Source organism: Nostoc sp. FACHB-133, assembly GCF_014698055.1.
Lineage (GTDB): Bacteria > Cyanobacteriota > Cyanobacteriia > Cyanobacteriales > Nostocaceae > Nostoc.
The window spans coordinates 100,731-120,169 of the sequence record NZ_JACJSH010000014.1 but is presented as its reverse complement, the minus strand read 5'-3'; the positions used below and the strand labels follow the sequence as shown (position 1 = coordinate 120,169).

9 protein-coding genes and 1 riboswitch are annotated in these 19,439 nt (G+C 42.7%); of the genes, 8 read left to right on the top strand and 1 reads right to left on the bottom strand.

What is annotated here, in order from left to right:
- Positions 1–99 precede the first annotated feature (99 nt).
- Together H6G86_RS13930 and thiC are read left to right on the top strand one after the other, a co-directional pair.
- The gene (locus tag H6G86_RS13930; protein ID WP_190934824.1) at positions 100–1,365 is read left to right on the top strand and encodes a calcium-binding protein; all 1,266 of its coding nucleotides are present in this window, start codon (positions 100–102) and stop codon (positions 1,363–1,365) included.
- Positions 1,366–1,690: 325 nt separating this feature from the next.
- Positions 1,691–1,787, top strand: a riboswitch (TPP riboswitch).
- A gap of 7 nt (positions 1,788–1,794) precedes the next feature.
- Entirely contained in the window at positions 1,795–3,168 is a 1,374-nt protein-coding gene (gene thiC, locus H6G86_RS13925; protein WP_114081781.1) for a phosphomethylpyrimidine synthase, read from the top strand.
- Positions 3,169–3,389: 221 nt separating this feature from the next.
- Here the strand turns inward: thiC and H6G86_RS13920 are convergent, their stop codons facing one another.
- Positions 3,390–5,378 (bottom strand): S8 family serine peptidase, encoded by a 1,989-nt coding sequence (locus H6G86_RS13920; protein WP_190934823.1) that lies wholly within the window; start codon positions 5,376–5,378, stop codon positions 3,390–3,392.
- Positions 5,379–5,845: 467 nt separating this feature from the next.
- Here H6G86_RS13920 and H6G86_RS13915 point away from each other — a divergent pair, with 467 nt between their 5' ends.
- The 6 genes from H6G86_RS13915 to H6G86_RS13890 all read left to right on the top strand — a co-directional run bounded on the left by H6G86_RS13915 (position 5,846) and on the right by H6G86_RS13890 (position 19,348).
- Positions 5,846–6,457 carry a hypothetical protein gene (locus H6G86_RS13915; protein WP_190934822.1) on the top strand — a complete coding sequence of 204 codons (612 nt, stop codon included), beginning with the start codon at positions 5,846–5,848 and terminating at the stop codon, positions 6,455–6,457.
- A 566-nt stretch (positions 6,458–7,023) separates the two neighbouring features.
- Positions 7,024–7,800 (top strand): thioesterase II family protein, encoded by a 777-nt coding sequence (locus H6G86_RS13910; RefSeq protein ID WP_190934821.1) that lies wholly within the window; start codon positions 7,024–7,026, stop codon positions 7,798–7,800.
- 185 nt (positions 7,801–7,985) lie between these two features.
- The gene (locus tag H6G86_RS13905; protein WP_242064812.1) at positions 7,986–9,155 is read left to right on the top strand and encodes an MFS transporter; all 1,170 of its coding nucleotides are present in this window, start codon (positions 7,986–7,988) and stop codon (positions 9,153–9,155) included.
- A 736-nt stretch (positions 9,156–9,891) separates the two neighbouring features.
- A complete protein-coding gene (locus H6G86_RS13900) occupies positions 9,892–11,583 on the top strand; it encodes an HAL/PAL/TAL family ammonia-lyase (RefSeq protein ID WP_190934819.1) in 1,692 nt (563 codons plus the stop codon).
- Positions 11,584–11,726: 143 nt separating this feature from the next.
- The gene (locus H6G86_RS13895; protein ID WP_190934818.1) at positions 11,727–13,718 is read left to right on the top strand and encodes a long-chain-fatty-acid--CoA ligase; all 1,992 of its coding nucleotides are present in this window, start codon (positions 11,727–11,729) and stop codon (positions 13,716–13,718) included.
- A complete protein-coding gene (locus tag H6G86_RS13890) occupies positions 13,715–19,348 on the top strand; it encodes a type I polyketide synthase (protein ID WP_190934817.1) in 5,634 nt (1,877 codons plus the stop codon). Before H6G86_RS13895 ends, H6G86_RS13890 begins: the two co-directional genes overlap by 4 nt.
- Positions 19,349–19,439: the final 91 nt, after the last annotated feature.

The following is a 19,439-nucleotide window of genomic DNA, read 5'->3' as shown; positions in this document are numbered from 1 at the left end:
TCGTGACATAAACTATACCGAAAGTGTCAACTCTTGGTATAGTTTATGTGCATTAAAACAGCAAGCCTCTGAAAAATCAATTTAGGTCAATATGAAGTTATGGCAAATATCAATGGTACTGATGCTAATGATGTCATTATAACAAGTAAATCTACTAATAATAGCTTCTCTGGAGGAGATGGTAATTACATCTTATATAGTGGCGAAGGAGATAATACCCTATACGGTGATTTGGGTAACGATATTCTTGATGTTTCCTTTTCTTCTGGGAAAAACCTTTTAGACGGTGGCTTGGGGAACGATCAACTTTATGCTTCTAACACCACTAGCAGCAATAGCCTTAAGGGTGGAGCTGGAAATGATTATTTTAATATAAACAATTCTTCTGGGAAAAATTTTTTAGACGGTGGCTCTGAGAATGATTCATTTTCTGCTTCCTATACCACTGGCAACAACACCCTTAATGGAGGAGAGGGAAATGATTATCTATACATTTATCATTCTTCTGGAAATAACCTTTTAAAGGGTGGCTCTGAGGATGATCGACTTTATGCCTCTAACACCAGTGGCGACAACACCCTTAAGGGGGGAACTGGGGATGATGTGTTGGATATTTCTTCCTCTTCTGGAAATAACTTTTTAGACGGTGGCTTGGGGAACGATCAACTTTATGCTTACAGTGTTAGTGGCAATAACACCCTCAAAGGAGGGAGTGACAACGACTCCTTCCATTTGAGCGCCCCATTAGTTACCCCTGATGTTTTAGTGACTCAAACGGTAGATGGAGGTACGGGCGACGACTATTTGTCTATCGATTATGGCAGTTTTACTACTGAGGGAATCACCTCAACTTTCGATACAGTCACTAACCAAGGTTTAATTACAGCTGGGACGTATCAAGTTAGCTATAACAATATTGAACAATTAGATATTTCTGGTACAGCTAACACTGACACTATTCTAGGCAGTGATGGTAACGATTTCCTTTTCGGAAATGATGGCAACGATCTCCTGAATGGAGGGAGAGGCAATGATTGTCTGTGTGGGGGAGAGGGCACTGATACATTTGCCTTCAATAATTACAATGAAGGTGTTGATAGTCTTTATGACTTCGACCCAATTGCTGAAGTTATTCAGGTATCCTCTGCTGGTTTTGGCGGATCTTTAGTAACAGGCGCACTCTCGACTAGTGAGTTTACCATCGGTTCAGCCGCGACAACAGACGCTCAACGATTTATCTACGACAATGGTACAGGTGCGCTGTTCTTTGACCAAGATGGTAGCGGTAGCACGTTTACTCAGGTACAATTCGCGCAACTCAGCGATGGATTGTCACTAAGTGCAACTAATTTTGTTGTTGTTTAATTGTACAAAATCAAAGCGATCGCCCCATAGTACCTTGTGATTAAAAGTTTTTAGTTGAAGGGTGTAAAGGATGCGATCGCCTTTTTTGCATTTAATGAACATTTGTTATGAAAGTTTTTCGATAATTCCTGAGATAGTAAATCTTTCAAACCTGCCACACAGATTGTTGAGACGGTAAAACTTCCCTCTGCGACTTATCCCGCCTCAATGACTCCAGAAGAAATCTATGAGGCAGTATTAGACTCAGAAAAAACAGCTTAACACCACCCTCACCTCATAAATTGTTAACACCCTTGCTGCTAGACATAACGAAAGTGATACACTACATCCATGCTAGGGGTGCCTACATAACCAGGCTGAGATCACACCCTTAACACCTGAGTCTGGGTAATACCAGCGGAGGGAAGCTGTTTATTGAGGAATCATAATATGCGGACAGAATGGGTTGCTAAACGGCGTGGGCAGAGTAATGTATCTCAAATGCACTACGCGCGCCAAGGTGTTATCACCGAAGAAATGCACTACGTCGCCCAACGAGAAAATCTCCCTGCCGATCTCATTCGTGATGAAGTGGCGCGGGGGCGAATGATTATCCCCGCTAATATTAATCACACTAATCTAGAGCCGATGGCTATTGGTATCGCCTCTAAATGTAAGGTTAATGCTAATATCGGCGCTTCCCCCAACTCTTCTAATCTTCAGGAAGAAGTTGATAAGCTGAATCTGGCGGTGAAGTACGGTGCTGATACCGTGATGGATTTGTCTACAGGCGGCGGTAATTTGGATGAAATTCGTACCGCCATCATCAAGGCTTCACCTGTTCCCATTGGTACGGTGCCGGTTTACCAAGCTTTAGAAAGTGTCCACGGCACAATCGAGAATCTGACTGCTGATGATTTTCTCCATATCATCGAAAAGCACGCCCAGCAGGGGGTAGATTATCAAACTATCCACGCAGGGATTTTGATTGAGCATTTGCCCTTGGTGAGAAACCGCATCACTGGTATTGTCTCTCGCGGTGGCGGTATTTTGGCGCGGTGGATGCTACATCACCACAAACAAAACCCACTTTATACCCACTTCCAAGACATTATTGAGATTTTCAAAAGGTACGATGTCTCCTTCAGTTTAGGAGATTCTCTACGTCCCGGCTGCACTCATGATGCCTCAGATGAAGCACAATTAGCTGAATTGAAAACCCTGGGACAGCTAACTCGCAAAGCCTGGGAAGATGATGTCCAGGTAATGGTGGAAGGGCCAGGACACGTGCCAATGGATCAAATTGAGTTCAACGTCCGTAAGCAGATGGAAGAGTGTTCTGAAGCACCTTTCTATGTTTTGGGGCCATTGGTGACAGACATTGCTCCTGGTTATGACCATATTACTTCAGCCATTGGAGCAGCGATGGCTGGATGGTACGGCACTGCAATGCTGTGCTATGTAACACCAAAAGAACACTTAGGTCTACCAAATGCCGAAGATGTGCGGAATGGGTTGATTGCCTATAAGATAGCAGCTCATGCGGCTGATATTGCTAGACATCGCCCCGGTGCAAGGGATAGAGATGATGAACTTTCTAAGGCACGTTACAACTTCGATTGGAACCGTCAGTTTGAATTATCACTCGATCCAGAAAGAGCTAAGGAATATCACGATGAAACTTTACCAGCAGATATTTATAAAACTGCTGAGTTTTGTTCGATGTGTGGGCCTAAGTTCTGCCCAATGCAAACTAAGGTTGATGCTGATGCGCTGACAGAATTAGAGAAGTTCTTGGCGAAAGAGCCTGTGACTCAAAGCTAACAGACATGGGGGAATGGGGAATGGGGAATGGGGAATTGGGAATTGGGAATTGGGCGTTAGGAGTGCTGTTCGCGGTAGCGGGGCGTTTAGCCCGTGCTGAGTTAGGAGTTTTGTTTATCTCCTTGTCCCCTTGTCTCCCTCATCTCCCCTGCTCCCTGCTCCCGTGCCCCATGCTCCCCCTGCTCCCTCATCTCCACACTCCATAACTCAAACCTATTGGTCTAAAACCCAATTTCAATAGTCAAGCTGCGAATCTTTCCTGTATCTGTGGTAGCTTTATCTGCAACTTCCAGAGTCCAGGTTCCTTGGGGACTTTTACCTTTAAAGGCAGCAAGTTTTGGGGTGTTTACCTCGTCATAAGTTGTTTTGATATTATCTGTAGCTCCGCCCTGGCGATCGTGCAGAATAATGGGAAGTATGCCTATTTGCACTGGGGGAAGGAGAGTAACTACAAGATCCCCAATATAAGTATGCTCGATGTCTACATTAACCTTGATGGATTTCATCAGGCTGGTATTAGCGATCGCCAACGACAATGTTGATGTTTGCAAATCGTTAATTGGGATATCTTGCACTGCCTTGAATATGCTAATGGGCGATGTTTGCGCCGGCTTGGCCAATTCTACAGCTTTGAGAGCATTGATTCGACCATAACCGTAGAAAGGGCTGCGACCATTGGCATCATATTTACCTCCAGCTTGATCGATGCGATCGCAAGAGCGTTTAATAATATCTCGTACTTCGTCCCAACGCAGATTTGGGTTTCTGGCAATAATCAATGCTGCTACACCAGCCGCACCAGGACAAGCACTAGAAGTTCCGCCGAATTCGTTTGTGTAGTTACCTCCGGCATCACCCAGATTTACATTACCGGAATTATAACCAAGTACACCAACGCGATCGGTTGTCCAAATTCCAGGGGTTTGAGAACTATCACCATTGTTACTAGGAAAGGCACACCACACCGCTTGACCAAAGTCACTGTAAGCGCTTCTTGTGCCAAAGTCGTTACAAGCTGCGATCGCAATTACCTTTTGGTAGCTGGCGTAGCCATCGTTATCTACACTTTCGTTACCATTGCCAGCCGCGAATAAAATTACACATCCCTTGCCGTTACGTCCTTTATTGATTGCAAAGTCCATAGCCAATCTTGTAGAGTCAGGCAAAGGTACTTTTTGCTTGTGTAGAGGATCGTTTGGCTCAAACCAAGTCCCATCTGCTGGGCCCCAACTACAAGAAATCACATCAGCTCCATTTTGAGCCGCCCAAATAAAAGCATCTGCCTCATCCTGTGAACCTAACGACGAAGCTAAACGAATCGGCATCAGTTTTGCACCCGGTGCTACACCAGATGCACCAAATTTGCCGTTACCACAAGCTACTCCTGCACAAGCTGTCCCGTGGTTATTGTCGTTTCCCGGTCTGGGATTGTCATTTTTACGCGTGACATCACGCGGGGCAACAATCTTTCCAGAGGAACGGAATTCTTCATGATCGAGATCCACACCGTCATCGATAATTGCAATAATTGCTCCTGTGCCATCGCTCAACTTCCAAGCTGCTTCAACGTTGGCATGGGCGTTAATTACCTTACCGTTAATTGTTGTTTGTTTTAAGTGCCACTGCTGCGGGAAAACCTGACGTTGGCGTGATTCCCGCACTAGTTCAGGATGGCACAGTTCGACTGATTCCTCATTCAGAAGTCTCTCGGCGATGTCAAAGATCGCTATACCAGTATTTGTAGGTGCATTGACAAAATAAGCATTTCGTGCATATTCAAGTTGGCGTTTAATTGTTAAGCCGTAACGTCCCAATATTTCTTGGCAGACCCTTGATTCTTCTTCATTATCGAATTTAACAAAGAGGTTTTCGGTGTAAATTATCGGTTGGCTGGAGGCTGGATCGATCAAGACACGTCCGGCAAATTGGACTTCAGACTCTTGGTTGAGAATTTCACGGGCGCGATCGCGCAAAGCGACACCCTGAGTTGGAACTTTCGCACGCAAAATTTCTACACCCGCTTGCCGAAACCGCATTGTTAACTCGAATTGATTGAGGATGCTACGAGCTGTGGGTGACACAGGTGCGACTTCAAACGGTCTTGCACCAATTAGAGTACTGCGGCTTTCGGTACGCACTACAACGTGTTCTTCACTGATAGCAAGTTCATACTGTTGACCGTTCTGTCCACCATAGCGAACCTGAACCATAGCTTAATCTCCTGGGATATTTGTCTTGAAAATTGGGCGTTGGGAAATCGTATTATGCACTACTTTTAAAGCTTGCTATACGCAGCGTGCGTTTATGTTTAGTTTATGGATGGTTTTTATTTCATGTGTTATATGTGTATTACGACATTAAAAAGATCCAGCTGCAAACAGAATTTAATCTCTCTAAAGTTCATACAAGCCTTCAATTCGTCTTTCCAGAAAAGAGGAATTCAAAGTCAGGCTGTTTTACGAATCTTCACTATCACTAGTAGTTCGCTTTCGTGACGAAAGCGGGGTAAGGGGGAAAGGGGAAAGGTTTTAAATCCCTTACCCTTTCCCCTTTCCCCAGACCTCACAAGCTCATTTTTGGGTTGGCAGACTACTAGGGATATATAGCTTTTATCCCGATAAAAGATTTGTATTCCATACCACTGAAAACGCTATAACATCATTAGAACTTGAGAAAGATGTTTTATTTTCCGGCTGAGTATTTTCTACAGGTGTACTCTTTACCCCTGATTCCTGAAGTGAAATTTCAAAACGACTATTTTTCTGAGTATCCTGAACAAATTCGGGTTGGCAGCGATCGCACTGCTATATCTTATACTCGTAAGCCTGGGTACTATGCAATACATTATAATAATCAACCCAAGACGGTAGTACCAGGAGCAATTTTACAACTTAACGATGGTGCGATGTCTACGACGGTCACTGAGCGCAGCCGAAGTGCGGGCTACGCCTACGCAGTTTTTCCAGGCGAACCCAATCAATCAGAGCAGGGTAAACTGAGTCCAGTTTACACAATAGAACCCAATGGTTCTTTAGCAGTACCAACTGGACTGGTTTTCATCCGCTTTGCTGAAGGCGTTGATGTAAAGTCTCAGCACGAGGCAATTAATCGAGCGGGTTACGAAGTAGTACAAATCCTTGACTATGCGCCTAATACCGCTTGGTTGCGTGCCCAATCAGGTAATATTGCAGATGCGATCGCAAAGATTCCTCAGCTAGAAGCGATACCAAAAGTTGAGAATATCGAACCTCAGATGCTTATGGAAAGAAGTTTGAGACTAGGGCGTTAATAATTCGAAATGGCTAACACTAAGGAATAGCGATGGCGTACCCGCACTTCTTTGCGGGGCGTAGCCCATTGCTTCTAATGCTATAGTTCATGTCATTTTTTCACCAATCAAATTTTATTTGCTGGGGATTTTGGTGTTTTGCATAAATAACCCAGAGAAGAGCGATAACTACTATGAGAGCAAACAAAAAATTAACTCTTAAGTTTTAATAACTTATCAAAGTGATGGGAGGAATCAAATATAATTGGCAATTTCTCAGGTATTAAAATTTTATGCTTTTACTATTTAGTTATCTCTATTTAATAGCAGTTACTAGTAGATAAAATTAACGTTTTTTATCAATGAATTTGATAGTATTGTTTGCTGCAAATATGTACCAAAATTTAAGTCTTGGCTGTAATTATTCTTGCTCATAGTCAGATTTAATTACTCATGTTAATTAACCGTGTATATGTACAGAAATAATATTTACCTTTAATCGCTGCTATGAACAGAGTTACCACAGTCTGATAAAGAAACATGGTTAGATTTTATAACAAAAATTTTCAGATTACAGACATAATTTTATGACAGCAAGACTAATAGTTGATCCTTGGATTAGCTGCCCTCAGCTTAATCCAAAGGCCCAACTTCGCTTATTCTGTTTTCCATGTGCGGGGGGTACAACTTCAACATATAGTACATGGACAAACAAATTACCAAAGGATGTAGAGGTTTACTTAGTTCAACTTCCTGGAAGAGGCAGTCGATTGCAAGAACCCTCATATACCAATTTTTTACCTCTTATTCAAACTTTGGCATCAAAAATTAGACCGTATCTGAATATGCCATTTGCTTTTTTTGGCCATAGTATGGGTGCAACACTTGCCTTTGAGATAACGCGTCTACTCCGTCAAGAATATAATCTTAGCCCTGTTCATTTTTTTGCTGCTTGTTGCCCTGCTCCCCAAAAACCAATTCTCAAACCGTTTATTCACAAAATGCCTGAGGCTAAATTCCTGGCGGAACTTTGCGATCGTTACAATGCAATTCCCAATGCGATTTTGCAGAATGAACAAATGTTGCAACTTTTCTTGCCTTGTCTACGAGCGGACTTTACGATACTAGAGACATACATTTACAAAAGTGAAATGCCACTCGAATGCCCAATCTCTGTATTTGGAGGTTTGCAGGATAAAGCAATTAAGGTTGATGCTTTAGAAGCTTGGCGTGAGCAGACTAGTAGCTACTTCAATCTGCAAATGTTTCCGGGAGATCATTTCTTTTTGCATAATTCTCAATCACTCTTTTTGCAGTCATTATCCCAACACTTAAATTACCTAGTAGCTATCAACAATAATTAATAATTTCATATACAAATCTATACTTTATTAAGTAGCTAAATCTATTTAAATAAACTGCTAAAAATAATTTTATTGCAAAAAAGCTATTTCTATTTTGCGTAGCTATTTTGCGATAACAAGATTGCTTGCATCGTATTTATACCATGCACTCAAACCACGTAATTTATCAATTATCCTCAAGTTTTATGACAGAATTGATCTCGACAAAATCAAATTCTCCGTTTTCTACTGGATTACCAGCTTTGTATAGCATAGCTTTTCTGTCTGGTATTTCTATAGGGCTATTTAATCCCTTTATCTCAACATTAATGGCGCAACATCAAGTTGATGATTTATGGATAGGAGCAAATTCTACGGTGTATTTTCTAGTCATAGCTTTGGGAACACCGTTCGTAGTAAAAGTATTACCCAAGTTGGGGCTTCGTAAAACTATGATGCTTGGCTTGACAATGATGGGTATTAGCGCTCCTTTGTTCACTATGACTACATCAATGCCTTTGTGGTTTATTATACGTGCTGTTATGGGCATTGCTTGTTGTTTATATCTAGTCAGTGGAAACACTGCATTGAATCACTTTTGTGATGAAGGTAATCGAGCGATCGTCAATGGTTTGAATGCTCTAGCTTTTACTTTTGGATTTGGTATTGGCCCAGTAATTGGTTCTGCTTTGTATAATGTTTCACCAAAACTGTCATTTTTGTTGGGTAGTGCTTTAATTTTTAGCGGCGTAATTGTGGTCTGGATAGCTTTACCAGATAAAAAAGTTGTTTTTCAACAATCTTCACGTTCCGGAATTTTCAACAAGCTGAAACTTCCCCTTCAGGGCGCATTTGCCTATGGTTTTGCCGAATCAACGCTAGTTTCTTTATATCCTGTTTATCTGCTACGACAAAATTACAATATAGAGCAGATCGGCTATACCTTTGCTGTATTTGTAGTTGGCGGCTTGCTCTCTACTGTTCCAGTTACTCACATAGCAGACAAATTCGGCAGACTCAAAGTTCTTTTTATGAGCGTGTCTATCGTAATATTGTCATTTTTATCTCTTTCATTGATTCAAGACTCCACTGCTACCCAGATATTTGCATTTATTGCTGGAGCTAGTATCAGTCCGATTTTTCCCTTAGCAATGGCATTAATTGGAGCAAAACTTTCTAGAAATGAACTATCTTCTGGAAGTGCTTTGTTCACAGCTATATATAGTTTCGGATGTACTGCTGGGCCTATTGCTTCATCCTTAGCCATCAAAGTTTTTGGTGATGGTTACATATTTAGCTTAGTTATAATCATCTTTGCTATATTTTTGTTTTATGTGGGCAGACAGAATAAAAAATTTCCGTTCCGAATTGCTTAACTCGTCAATATCACTGGTGAAGAGGAAAGATTCACTGGTGCTAATGGCATATTATCCCCTGCTGGAAGCGTCATAATTGATCTATAACCAAATGTTCCTGAGCCAACTCAGATTATAGTGAATGGCACTTTCGCTTTCGGATACGGCTTGATTTGATTGAGTTATGTTGTGAGGCATTTTCGATTAAGAAAATATCTAAATATTTAAAATCTGTGAAAAGCTCATATAGCAGTATTTTCACGGATTTTAAATTTTTGTGCTGTTTACACCGTGCTGTATTAGTGTTGTAGAGACCGAAATAGGCGAAACATATTCCACATAAGGCTTTTAATATATGCGATCGCAGGTAAGTAAAATAAATAAAGTCAAATTTGTGGAATAGTTGCATAAATCTTTTACTTACTCCAGTTAAATATATAACAGTTCAATTAAAGAATAAACGATTACAAGTTTTATTCTGTCATGTTGTAAAAAACACAACGAACTGAACTTCTCTCATCAATATATGAGCAAACCAATTTAAAGAAATGGCTAATTTTTTGGTTAATTCTTACGTGAACTTCGCCAAAAAATTATTCTCAAAAGTTTCAATCATGGAGAATAGCTGCTTCATTAGGATACTGATGCCAGCTAAATATCAATTTGTATTTGCTGAAATATTATGTCAAATACTATCAGCAAAAAACAAAAGTTAAGTTAATTGCAATACCTACTACAAGTTAAAAATAATCCCTGTATGAAGACACTATCTCAAGCACAAAGCAAAACCTTATCTCAACAATCTTCTTTCACTGAAAATTCATCTGCCAATGTAATTATTGGTAATCAGAAACTCACAATCAATGATGTTGCAAGGGTAGCGCGTAATGGCACCTTAGTGTCTTTAACCGATAACACTGATGTTTTGCAGGGTATTCAGGCATCTTGTGACTACATCAATAATGCTGTTGAATCTGGGGAACCAATTTATGGAGTGACATCTGGCTTTGGTGGTATGGCCAATGTTGCCATATCCCGTGAACAAGCATCTGAACTCCAAACTAACTTAGTTTGGTTCCTGAAAACAGGTGCAGGTAACAAATTGCCTTTGGCTGATGTGCGCGCAGCTATGCTCTTGCGTGCAAACTCTCACATGCACGGTGCATCTGGCATCAGATTAGAACTTATCAAGCGCATGGAGATTTTCCTCAACGCTGGTGTTACACCGTATGTGTATGAGTTTGGCTCAATTGGTGCCAGTGGTGATTTAGTGCCACTATCCTACATTACTGGTTCACTCATAGGCTTAGATCCCAGCTTTAAGGTTGACTTCAACGGTAAAGAAATGGATGCGCCAACAGCCTTACGCCAACTGAATTTGTCACCTTTGACATTGTTGCCGAAGGAAGGCTTGGCGATGATGAACGGCACTTCAGTAATGACAGGTATTGCGGCAAACTGCGTCTACGATACTCAAATTTTAACTGCGATCGCTATGGGCGTTCACGCTCTAGATATCCAAGCTTTAAACGGAACCAATCAATCATTCCATCCATTTATCCATAATTCCAAACCACATCCTGGTCAATTATGGGCAGCAGATCAGATGATTTCTTTGCTAGCAAATTCCCAGTTAGTCCGTGATGAGTTAGATGGTAAACACGATTATCGTGATCACGAATTAATTCAGGATCGTTACTCACTCCGATGCCTTCCCCAGTATTTGGGGCCAATCGTTGATGGAATTTCCCAGATTGCCAAACAAATCGAAATTGAAATCAACTCAGTGACTGATAACCCACTGATTGATGTGAATAACCAAGCTAGCTATCATGGAGGCAATTTCCTCGGACAGTACGTGGGTGTGGGAATGGATCACCTGCGTTACTATATTGGGTTATTGGCTAAACACCTGGATGTGCAGATTGCCCTCCTCGCCTCACCGGAGTTTAGTAATGGACTTCCACCGTCTTTACTTGGCAACCGAGAACGTAAAGTCAATATGGGACTCAAAGGTCTGCAAATATGCGGTAACTCAATTATGCCACTGTTGACCTTCTATGGAAATTCCATCGCCGATCGCTTTCCTACTCATGCGGAACAATTTAATCAGAACATCAACAGTCAAGGATACACTTCAGCGACTCTAGCCCGCCGTTCTGTCGATATATTCCAGAATTATATGGCGATCGCTCTCATGTTTGGAGTCCAAGCTGTTGATCTCCGCACATATAAAAAGACTGGTCATTACGATGCACGCGTCTGTCTATCACCTGCAACTGAGCGGTTGTATTCAGCAGTCCGCCACGTAGTTGGACAAAAACCAACTTCAGATCGCCCATATATTTGGAATGATAATGAGCAAGGTCTGGATGAGCATATTGCCCGGATTTCTGCTGATATCGCGGCTGGTGGTTTGATTGTGAAAGCAGTTCAAGATATCTGTTAACAGTTATTAGCCAATAATGAATAGTAAACAGTCAACAATTATCAGTTGACTGTTTACTCATTTCATCCACTTATTGCATAAATTCTCTACATCAAGGCGATAAGTACAACAAGAGCTACAACTTAAATCTTGCAACAACTTTTATGAATATTTCCCAAAATGTGGAGCGTGGTTGCTGCCTTTTTCCTAACAAACCAGCGCTCATTTTTGAAGGCTTATATTTTACTTATAAACAACTGAATGAAATGGCAAATCGCTTTGCCAATGCTTTACTGGGGTTAGGAATTGAGCGTGGCGATCGCATAGCATTATTATTACCAAACATTCCTGAATTTGTTATTTCCTATCTGGGGATTCTCAAGATTGGGGCGATCGCAGTTTCCATTAACCCAAGTCTGCAAAGCGATGAACTCAAGTTTATTCTCAATGACTGTGGAGCAGTTGTACTCGTAACCACAGAAACGCTGCGAGAAAAATTGCCCAAGCAGGATTTACCGCACCTCAAGCACATCTTAATTGCTGAGGGGAAAGCAACTGACGCGATCGCATTGAGTGAATTCATCGCAAATGCTTCGTCTAGCGCCCGTGCTGTGGAGATGGAACGTGATGATCCGGCGGCGATTCTTTATACTTCTGGTACAACAGGTTTCCCTAAAGGCGCTACTTTATCTCATGGCAATGTGATTTCCAATATGCACTCAATGAATCACTGTTGCGAAATGCGCCCTCATGATCAAATTTTACTATTTTTACCGATGTTCCACTGTTTCGGGCAGAATGCAGTTCTCAATAGTGGACTTAATACCTGTGCAACTATCGTTTTACAGCGATCGTTCGACCCAGAAACGGTACTGGCAACTATAAGCGAATATAATATTACAATCTTTTTTGGTGTTCCCACTACTTTTATTCTTTTATGCGATAAAGCATCTATCCGCGATTTGGATTCAGTGCGTTACTACTTCTCTGCGGCCGCAGGTTTGCCTGTAGAAATTGCCAAACGTTGGCAAGACAAGTTTGGTAAAGTCATCAACCAAGGGTATGGTCTGACAGAAACATCACCATTAGCTAGTTATAACCACGAATTGAGGTACAAACTGGGTTCTATTGGTTCACCAATTGAAAATGTCGAGATGAAGATTGTCAGCCTTGATGATGGTTGCGAAGTTGCCCCTGGTGAACTCGGCGAAATCGTTATTCGCGGTGTCAATGTCATGCTAGGTTACTGGAATCGCCCGGCTGAAACTGCCAAATCCATTAAGAACGGATGGTTTCATACCGGTGACATTGGTCAAATAGATGAATTGGGCTACTTTTACATCGTTGACCGCCTCAAAGATATGATCAACAACGGTGGATTAAAAGTATACCCCGCTGAAGTTGAAAATGTTATTTACCAGCATCCAGGTATTGCAGAGGTAGCTGTCTACGGTGTACCAGATTCAATACTAGGTGAACAGGTGAAAGCTAGTGTTGTTCTCAAAGCAGACCAAGCGGTTACAGAAGAAGAAATAATTGCCTTCTGTTACCAGAAACTGGCTAAATATAAAGTTCCTAGCGCCGTCGAATTTGTCTCCTCCATCCCCAAGAACCCGACTGGCAAAATACTCAAGCGGCTACTAAGGCAAGAAAATTCTGCTGCACCTTCCCATAGTACTGTAGTTAGCAAAACTCAGACATCTGCGTCGGTAAATGTCTCTTATCAAACTGCCGAATTGATCGAAAACTGGATTATGGATTGGGTCGTGAGAAAATTGGCAGTAGCAGCCCAGTCAATCGACCAAAGTAAGTCATTTGCTGATTATGGATTAGATTCCGTTAGGGCTGTCAAGTTAGCCCAAGAATTGAGTGAATGGTTGGGATATCCCTTAGAAGCAACTATAGTCTGGAACTTCTCCACCATCGAATCTTTAGCACGCCACCTAGCCAGTCAAAAAATTCCCCAACCGACAGAATTAGCCAAGACAAAGCCAGAGTCTAATTTGCACACAGAAAGTCTATTGGTGTCTGTAGAATTGCCTACAAACAAAGCAGAACTGGCCGAATCGGCAGACTTAAAAGCACTCTCAGACGCGGAAATAGCGGAATTACTAACCAGAGAAATTGCCACAGTTAAACAAAGGAGATTAGTATGATTCCTAATTCAGAGAACACAAATTACCGCTTGTTACTAGAAAATGCCATTTTAGAATTGCGGCGGATGCGGTCTGAAGTTGATACTGTTGAGCAATTACAGAAAGAACCCATCGCTATTATTGGGATGTCTTGCCGTTTACCTGGGGGTGTTAATAACCCAGAGAATTACTGGAATCTATTACATAATGGGGTAGATGCCATTAGCAAAATTCCTGCACAAAGATGGCCAGTAGATGAGTTTTATCATCCAGACCCCGATATGTTGGGGAAAATGTACACCCAGCACGGCGGTTTTTTAAATGAGGTAGACAAGTTCGATGCTCAGTTCTTTGGCATCTCTCCCCGCGAAGCCGTCAGCCTCGACCCTCAACAGAGGCTACTTTTGGAAGTAAGCTGGGAAGCGCTAGAAAATGCTGGACAAGCACCAGAAAAGTTAAATGGTAGTCCTACAGGGGTATTTGTCGGGCTATCTATGGATGACTACTCACAACTGAGCTTTTATGGCGATCGCACTCAAATTGATGCCTACAATACTTTAAGTATTCTCAGAAGTATGGCGGCTGGGCGTTTGGCTTACGTCTTGGGTCTGCAAGGAGCTACCATGCAGTTAGATACAGCTTGCTCATCTTCCCTGTTAGGTGTGCATCTAGCTTGCCAAAGCCTCCGTTCTCAAGAATGCAATATGGCTTTAGCTGGCGGTGTCAACCTGATTCTCTCACCAGATCCTTCCATTGGTCTGTGTAAATTAAAAGCCTTATCTACTGATGGTCGTTGTAAAACTTTTGATGCCAGCGCCGATGGTTACGGACGCGGAGAAGGATGTGGCATAGTAGTACTCAAACGTTTATCCGATGCTTTAGCTGATGGCGATCCTATCCTGGCATTGATTCGGGGTTCAGCATACAACCATGATGGCTCTAGTAATGGTCTGACAGCCCCCAATGGTTCGGCTCAAGAAAAATTACTTCGCAAAGCCTTAGAAAATGCCAACGTCCAAGCCCATCAGATTCAATATGTGGAAACTCACGGGACTGGTACACCTTTGGGAGATCCCATTGAGGTGTTAGCCTTGGGAGCAGTATTAGGTCAAGGTCGCTCCCAAGACAATCCCCTAACTATCGGTTCAGTAAAAACTCAGGTTGGTCATTTGGAATCAGCCGCCGGAGTTGCCGGGTTAATGAAAGTTGTATTAGCTCTCCAGCACGCAGAGATACCACCACATTTACATTTTCAACAACCTAATCCCTATATTCCTTGGGAAAAACTGTCGGTTGTGGTTCCGACTCAGCCCACACAATGGCCATTAGGGGCAGATGGACGACGACTAGCTGGGGTCAGTTCCTTTGGCATGAGTGGTACAAATGTCCATTTGATTTTGGAAGCAGCACCAGATAACAATTCAAAATTGAAAATTGAAAATTCAAAATTAATTGAGCGTCCGCTTCATCTTTTGAGTTTATCGGCGAAAACTGAATCAGCACTACAGTCACTTGTCAGCCGCTACGAATCCTTTTTGGCAGGTGATAGTAAAGCAAATCTAGCAGATATTTGTTTCACAGCAAACACAGGGCGATCGCATTTTGACCATCGGTTGGCTGTTGTCGCTGAATCTACTCAGGACTTACGCCAACAATTGGCAGCTTTTGCAGCAGGTAAAAATCCAGGCGTGAGTGGACAATTACACAACAAAAAGCGCCCGAAAATTGCCTTTCTATTTACCGGACAGGGTTCTCAGTATATAGGTATGGGGCGAGAACTCTACGAAACCCAACCGATATTCCGGCAAACTTTAGATCGTTGTAATGAAATTCTCCGTCCTTATTTAGAACAGCCTTTACTATCAATTCTCTATCCTGAATCTGGCACTAGCCCTCTGAATGAGACCGCCTACACCCAACCAGCTTTATTTGCCCTAGAGTATGCAGTCTCCCAGTTATGGAAGTCTTGGGGAATAGAACCTACAGTAGTTATGGGTCATAGCTTGGGTGAATATGTTGCCGCTTGTATAGCTGGAGTTTTTAGTCTGGAAGATGGACTCAAATTGGTTGCTGCCCGCGCTCGCCTCATGCAGTCGCTACCTCAAGATGGGGCAATGGTCAATATATTCGCCTCCCAAGCGCGAGTATTGTCAGCTATTCAACCTTATGCCAATCAAGTATCGATTGCTGCCATCAACGGTCCGGAAAGTGTCGTTATTTCAGGACAACATCAAGCAGTCGCAGCAGCGGTGTCTACTTTCCAAGGCGAAGGCGTTAATAGTGTCAAGTTAAACGTCTCCCATGCCTTCCACTCTCCTTTAATGGAACCAGTGTTGGCGGAATTTGCGCGCATTGCCTCAGAAGTCAGCTTTTCATCACCTAATATCAAACTGATTTCTAATGTTACTGGCACAGTAGTGACCACAGAAATCACCAATGCGGAATATTGGGTCAGACATTTGCGCCAGTCTGTGAGATTTGCTTCTGGGATGGAAACCCTTGAGCAGCAAGGTTGCGAAATTTTTCTAGAGGTCGGGCCAAAACCAATTTTACTGGGAATGGGCCGTAAGTGTCTCCCCGAAGGAGTAGGAGTGTGGCTTCCTAGTTTGCGCTCAGGACAGTCGGATTGGCAACAGCTACTTCAAAGCTTGCAGGAATTATACTTGCGTGGGGCATCAATCAACTGGTCTGGCTTTGATCAAGATTATCCCCGTCGTCGCCTAGTGCTGCCAAATTATCCCTTCCAGCGCCAGCGTTACTGGGTTGAGACATCTCATCGCCAACAGACTTTACCCGCCAAGGCTAGCAAAACCCTCCACCCTGTACTTGGTCAACGGCTAAAATTACCATTTTCTCCAGAAATTCGCTTTGAAACCCAATTTAGCCCCAATTCGCCTGCTCATCTAGAGGATCATCAATTAAACGAAGTCAGAATAGTTCCTGGTGCATCTTATATCTCGATGCTTCTATCCGCAGTTAAGGAGGCTTTCCCCAATGAATCTTGCATCATCGAAGATTTGTTGTTTCAAAATACGCTGGTTTGCCCAGATGAGGGCAGTACAACAGTTCAGTTAGTTTTGACACCCCAAACAACAGAAGAGACTTCCTTTCAAATTATTAGTTTTTTAGGTGGAGAAGCAGAAAACGAGGTCAACTCTTGGAAAACACATGGCACAGGAAAAGTCCGGCTGTTCTCGCCAGTACCCAATTTCGTAGATGTAGCAGAAGTCAAGGCTAGATGTTCTCAAGTTTTATCGGGAACGCAATTTTACGCTAGTTTTCAAGCAGTTGGTTACAGTTGGGGAACTTCATTTCAATGGCTAGAAAATATTTGGCATCAGGATGGAGAAGCTGTATGTCAAATGAAACTGCCCCAATTACCAGACGAACTCGATAACTATCAACTTTATCCGGGATTAATTGATTCATGCTTGCAACTACTCAACGTTTGCTGGGATGTTAATCCTGCCGAGCAAGTCGAGAATGACTATATGTACATTCCTTTTAGCATCGGTAGCTTTAGATTCTATGGTCGTTCCCATCCTGGTCATCAACTATGGTGTCATGGTCAGAAAACACCAACATCTAATCAGCAAAGCTTAATTGGTGACGTACATCTGTTCGACCAAAATGGGCAGTTAATCGCCGAAATCATCGGTTTTGAAGTGAGGAAAGTTCGTCGGGCAACTTTGCTGCAAAGTCTGCAAAAAGATTTAGGTGATTGGCTGTATGAAGTAGCTTGGCAACCAAAGGCTCGTGAGCAAAATCATCAGTTAGCACAGTCACAAGAGTTAGGGAGTTGGCTGATATTTGCTGATAAGCAAGGAACGGCGGTTAAGTTAGCAAAACTACTCCAAGAACGTGGCGATCGCACTATCTTAGTTTCTCCCGGTGCCGAATATCAAGCCGATGCAGAACATTACTACATCAACCCTTCAGAACCACAAGATTTTCAGAGGTTAATTCAAGCAAGCTTAGGTAATAACCAACCTCCTTGTCGTGGGGTAGTATACCTGTGGGGGCTAGAGCATGAAAGCATTGTTGATTTCCAAGATACCCAGGTTACTAGCTGTGGTAATGTGCTGCATTTGGTTCAAGCTTTGGCAAAATCAACTTGGTCTAAGTCTCCCCGTCTGTGGTTAGTCACCAGAGGAACTCAGCCAGTAGAGCCAATGTCCGATGCTTTAGCCATAACTCAAGCTGCTTTGTGGGGCTTGGGACGTGTTATTCCCTTGGAACATCCAGAATTATCATGTGTGCGGTTGGATTTAAACCCAGTTGGTAATGGGAACGAAGTTGAAGAGTTGTTGGCAGAGTTGTTGTTCCCGGACCAAGAAGACGAAGTGGCATTCCGTCAAGGAGTGCGGAAAGTCTCCCGGTTAGTACGTCGCCAAGCTCAAACCCCGGTGAATCAACTGCCAATTGGTGAAGATGGGACTTATTTGATTACGGGTGGCTTAGGGGCGCTAGGGCTGCAAGTTGCCCAGTGGATGGTAGCACAAGGAGCGAAAAACTTAGTTTTAACTGGCAGGCGTGGAGTGGTTGGTGATACTCAAGTAGCTATCAATCAACTACAACAAGCGGGCGCAAAAGTTCTAGTTGTTACAGCAGATGTGTCCAACACGGAAGATGTGGCTCAGGTGTTAGAGGGAATCAAAACTAACTATCCACCTCTACGGGGTATTTTTCACGCGGCTGGTGTTTTAGATGACGGGGTATTACTGCAACAAAATTGGAGCCGCTTTGCGAAAGTGCTTGCTCCCAAGGTGCAAGGGGCATGGAACTTGCACACATTGACCAAAGACCTACCTTTAGATTTCTTTGTCTGCTTCTCCTCGGTCGCCTCATTACTTGGTTCACCCAGCCAAGGAAACTATGCAGCCGCTAATGCCTTCATGGATGCCTTAGTTCATTATCGTCGAGGTTTGGGTTTGCCAGGTTTGAGCATTAACTGGGGGCCTTGGGCAGAAGTTGGGATGGCAGCAGATTTAGATAGTCGTAGCCAAAAGCGCATAGCTGAGAGTGGTTTTGCTACCATGTCCTCAGAATTGGGATTGCAACTACTGGGAGATTTATTGAGACAAGATGCCACCCAAGTTGGTGTGATGTCAGTTAATTGGGCGAAATTCCTCCAGCAATTCCCACCAGGAGGCGCAGCACCGTTAATTTCCGATTTAGCTCCCCAAACCCAGCCACAAGGCAATTCTGCACAATCAGCTAAACAACTTGAACTTCTGCGTCAATTAGAGGAAACTATTACTAGCGATCGCCAGAATGTTTTAATTGCTTATATTCAAACTGAGGTTGCCCAAGTTCTCAGGTTTGAAGCAGCTTATCAACCAAATCCGCAACAGGGCTTTTTCGATATGGGGATGGACTCTCTCATGTCCATCGAGTTGAAGAACCGACTAGAAACCAGCGTAGGAAGTTCTCTACCTTCGACTTTGACCTTTGAATATCCCACAATTGAATCCTTGGCTGAATATTTGCTCAACAATGTAATTTCCTTGAATGTAGCAGACCCAGTTGTGGTGGAGCCGCAAATAGAGACTGAAGTGCAAACTAATTTGTTAATAGATATTCAGCAATATTCTGAAGACGAATTAGCAGCATTAGTTGACCAAGAATTAGAAGCTTTGCTTGGTGTCTGAAGTAATTACTTGTGAACTTGCGTAAATCACCTGCTTAACTCCGATAAGTCTACAAAAGACATTTATTTATTTACTTACACAGCTAAATGAG

What these genes read in the sequence shown, in the direction of transcription:
- H6G86_RS13930 (WP_190934824.1), top strand. Translation starts at nt 100, where the DNA reads ATGGCAAATATCAATGGTACTGATGCTAATGATGTCATTATAACAAGT.
- thiC (WP_114081781.1), top strand. Translation starts at nt 1,795, where the DNA reads ATGCGGACAGAATGGGTTGCTAAACGGCGTGGGCAGAGTAATGTATCT.
- H6G86_RS13920 (WP_190934823.1), bottom strand. Translation starts at nt 5,378, where the DNA reads ATGGTTCAGGTTCGCTATGGTGGACAGAACGGTCAACAGTATGAACTT.
- H6G86_RS13915 (WP_190934822.1), top strand. Translation starts at nt 5,846, where the DNA reads ATGTTTTATTTTCCGGCTGAGTATTTTCTACAGGTGTACTCTTTACCC.
- H6G86_RS13910 (WP_190934821.1), top strand. Translation starts at nt 7,024, where the DNA reads ATGACAGCAAGACTAATAGTTGATCCTTGGATTAGCTGCCCTCAGCTT.
- H6G86_RS13905 (WP_242064812.1), top strand. Translation starts at nt 7,986, where the DNA reads ATGACAGAATTGATCTCGACAAAATCAAATTCTCCGTTTTCTACTGGA.
- H6G86_RS13900 (WP_190934819.1), top strand. Translation starts at nt 9,892, where the DNA reads ATGAAGACACTATCTCAAGCACAAAGCAAAACCTTATCTCAACAATCT.
- H6G86_RS13895 (WP_190934818.1), top strand. Translation starts at nt 11,727, where the DNA reads ATGAATATTTCCCAAAATGTGGAGCGTGGTTGCTGCCTTTTTCCTAAC.
- H6G86_RS13890 (WP_190934817.1), top strand. Translation starts at nt 13,715, where the DNA reads ATGATTCCTAATTCAGAGAACACAAATTACCGCTTGTTACTAGAAAAT.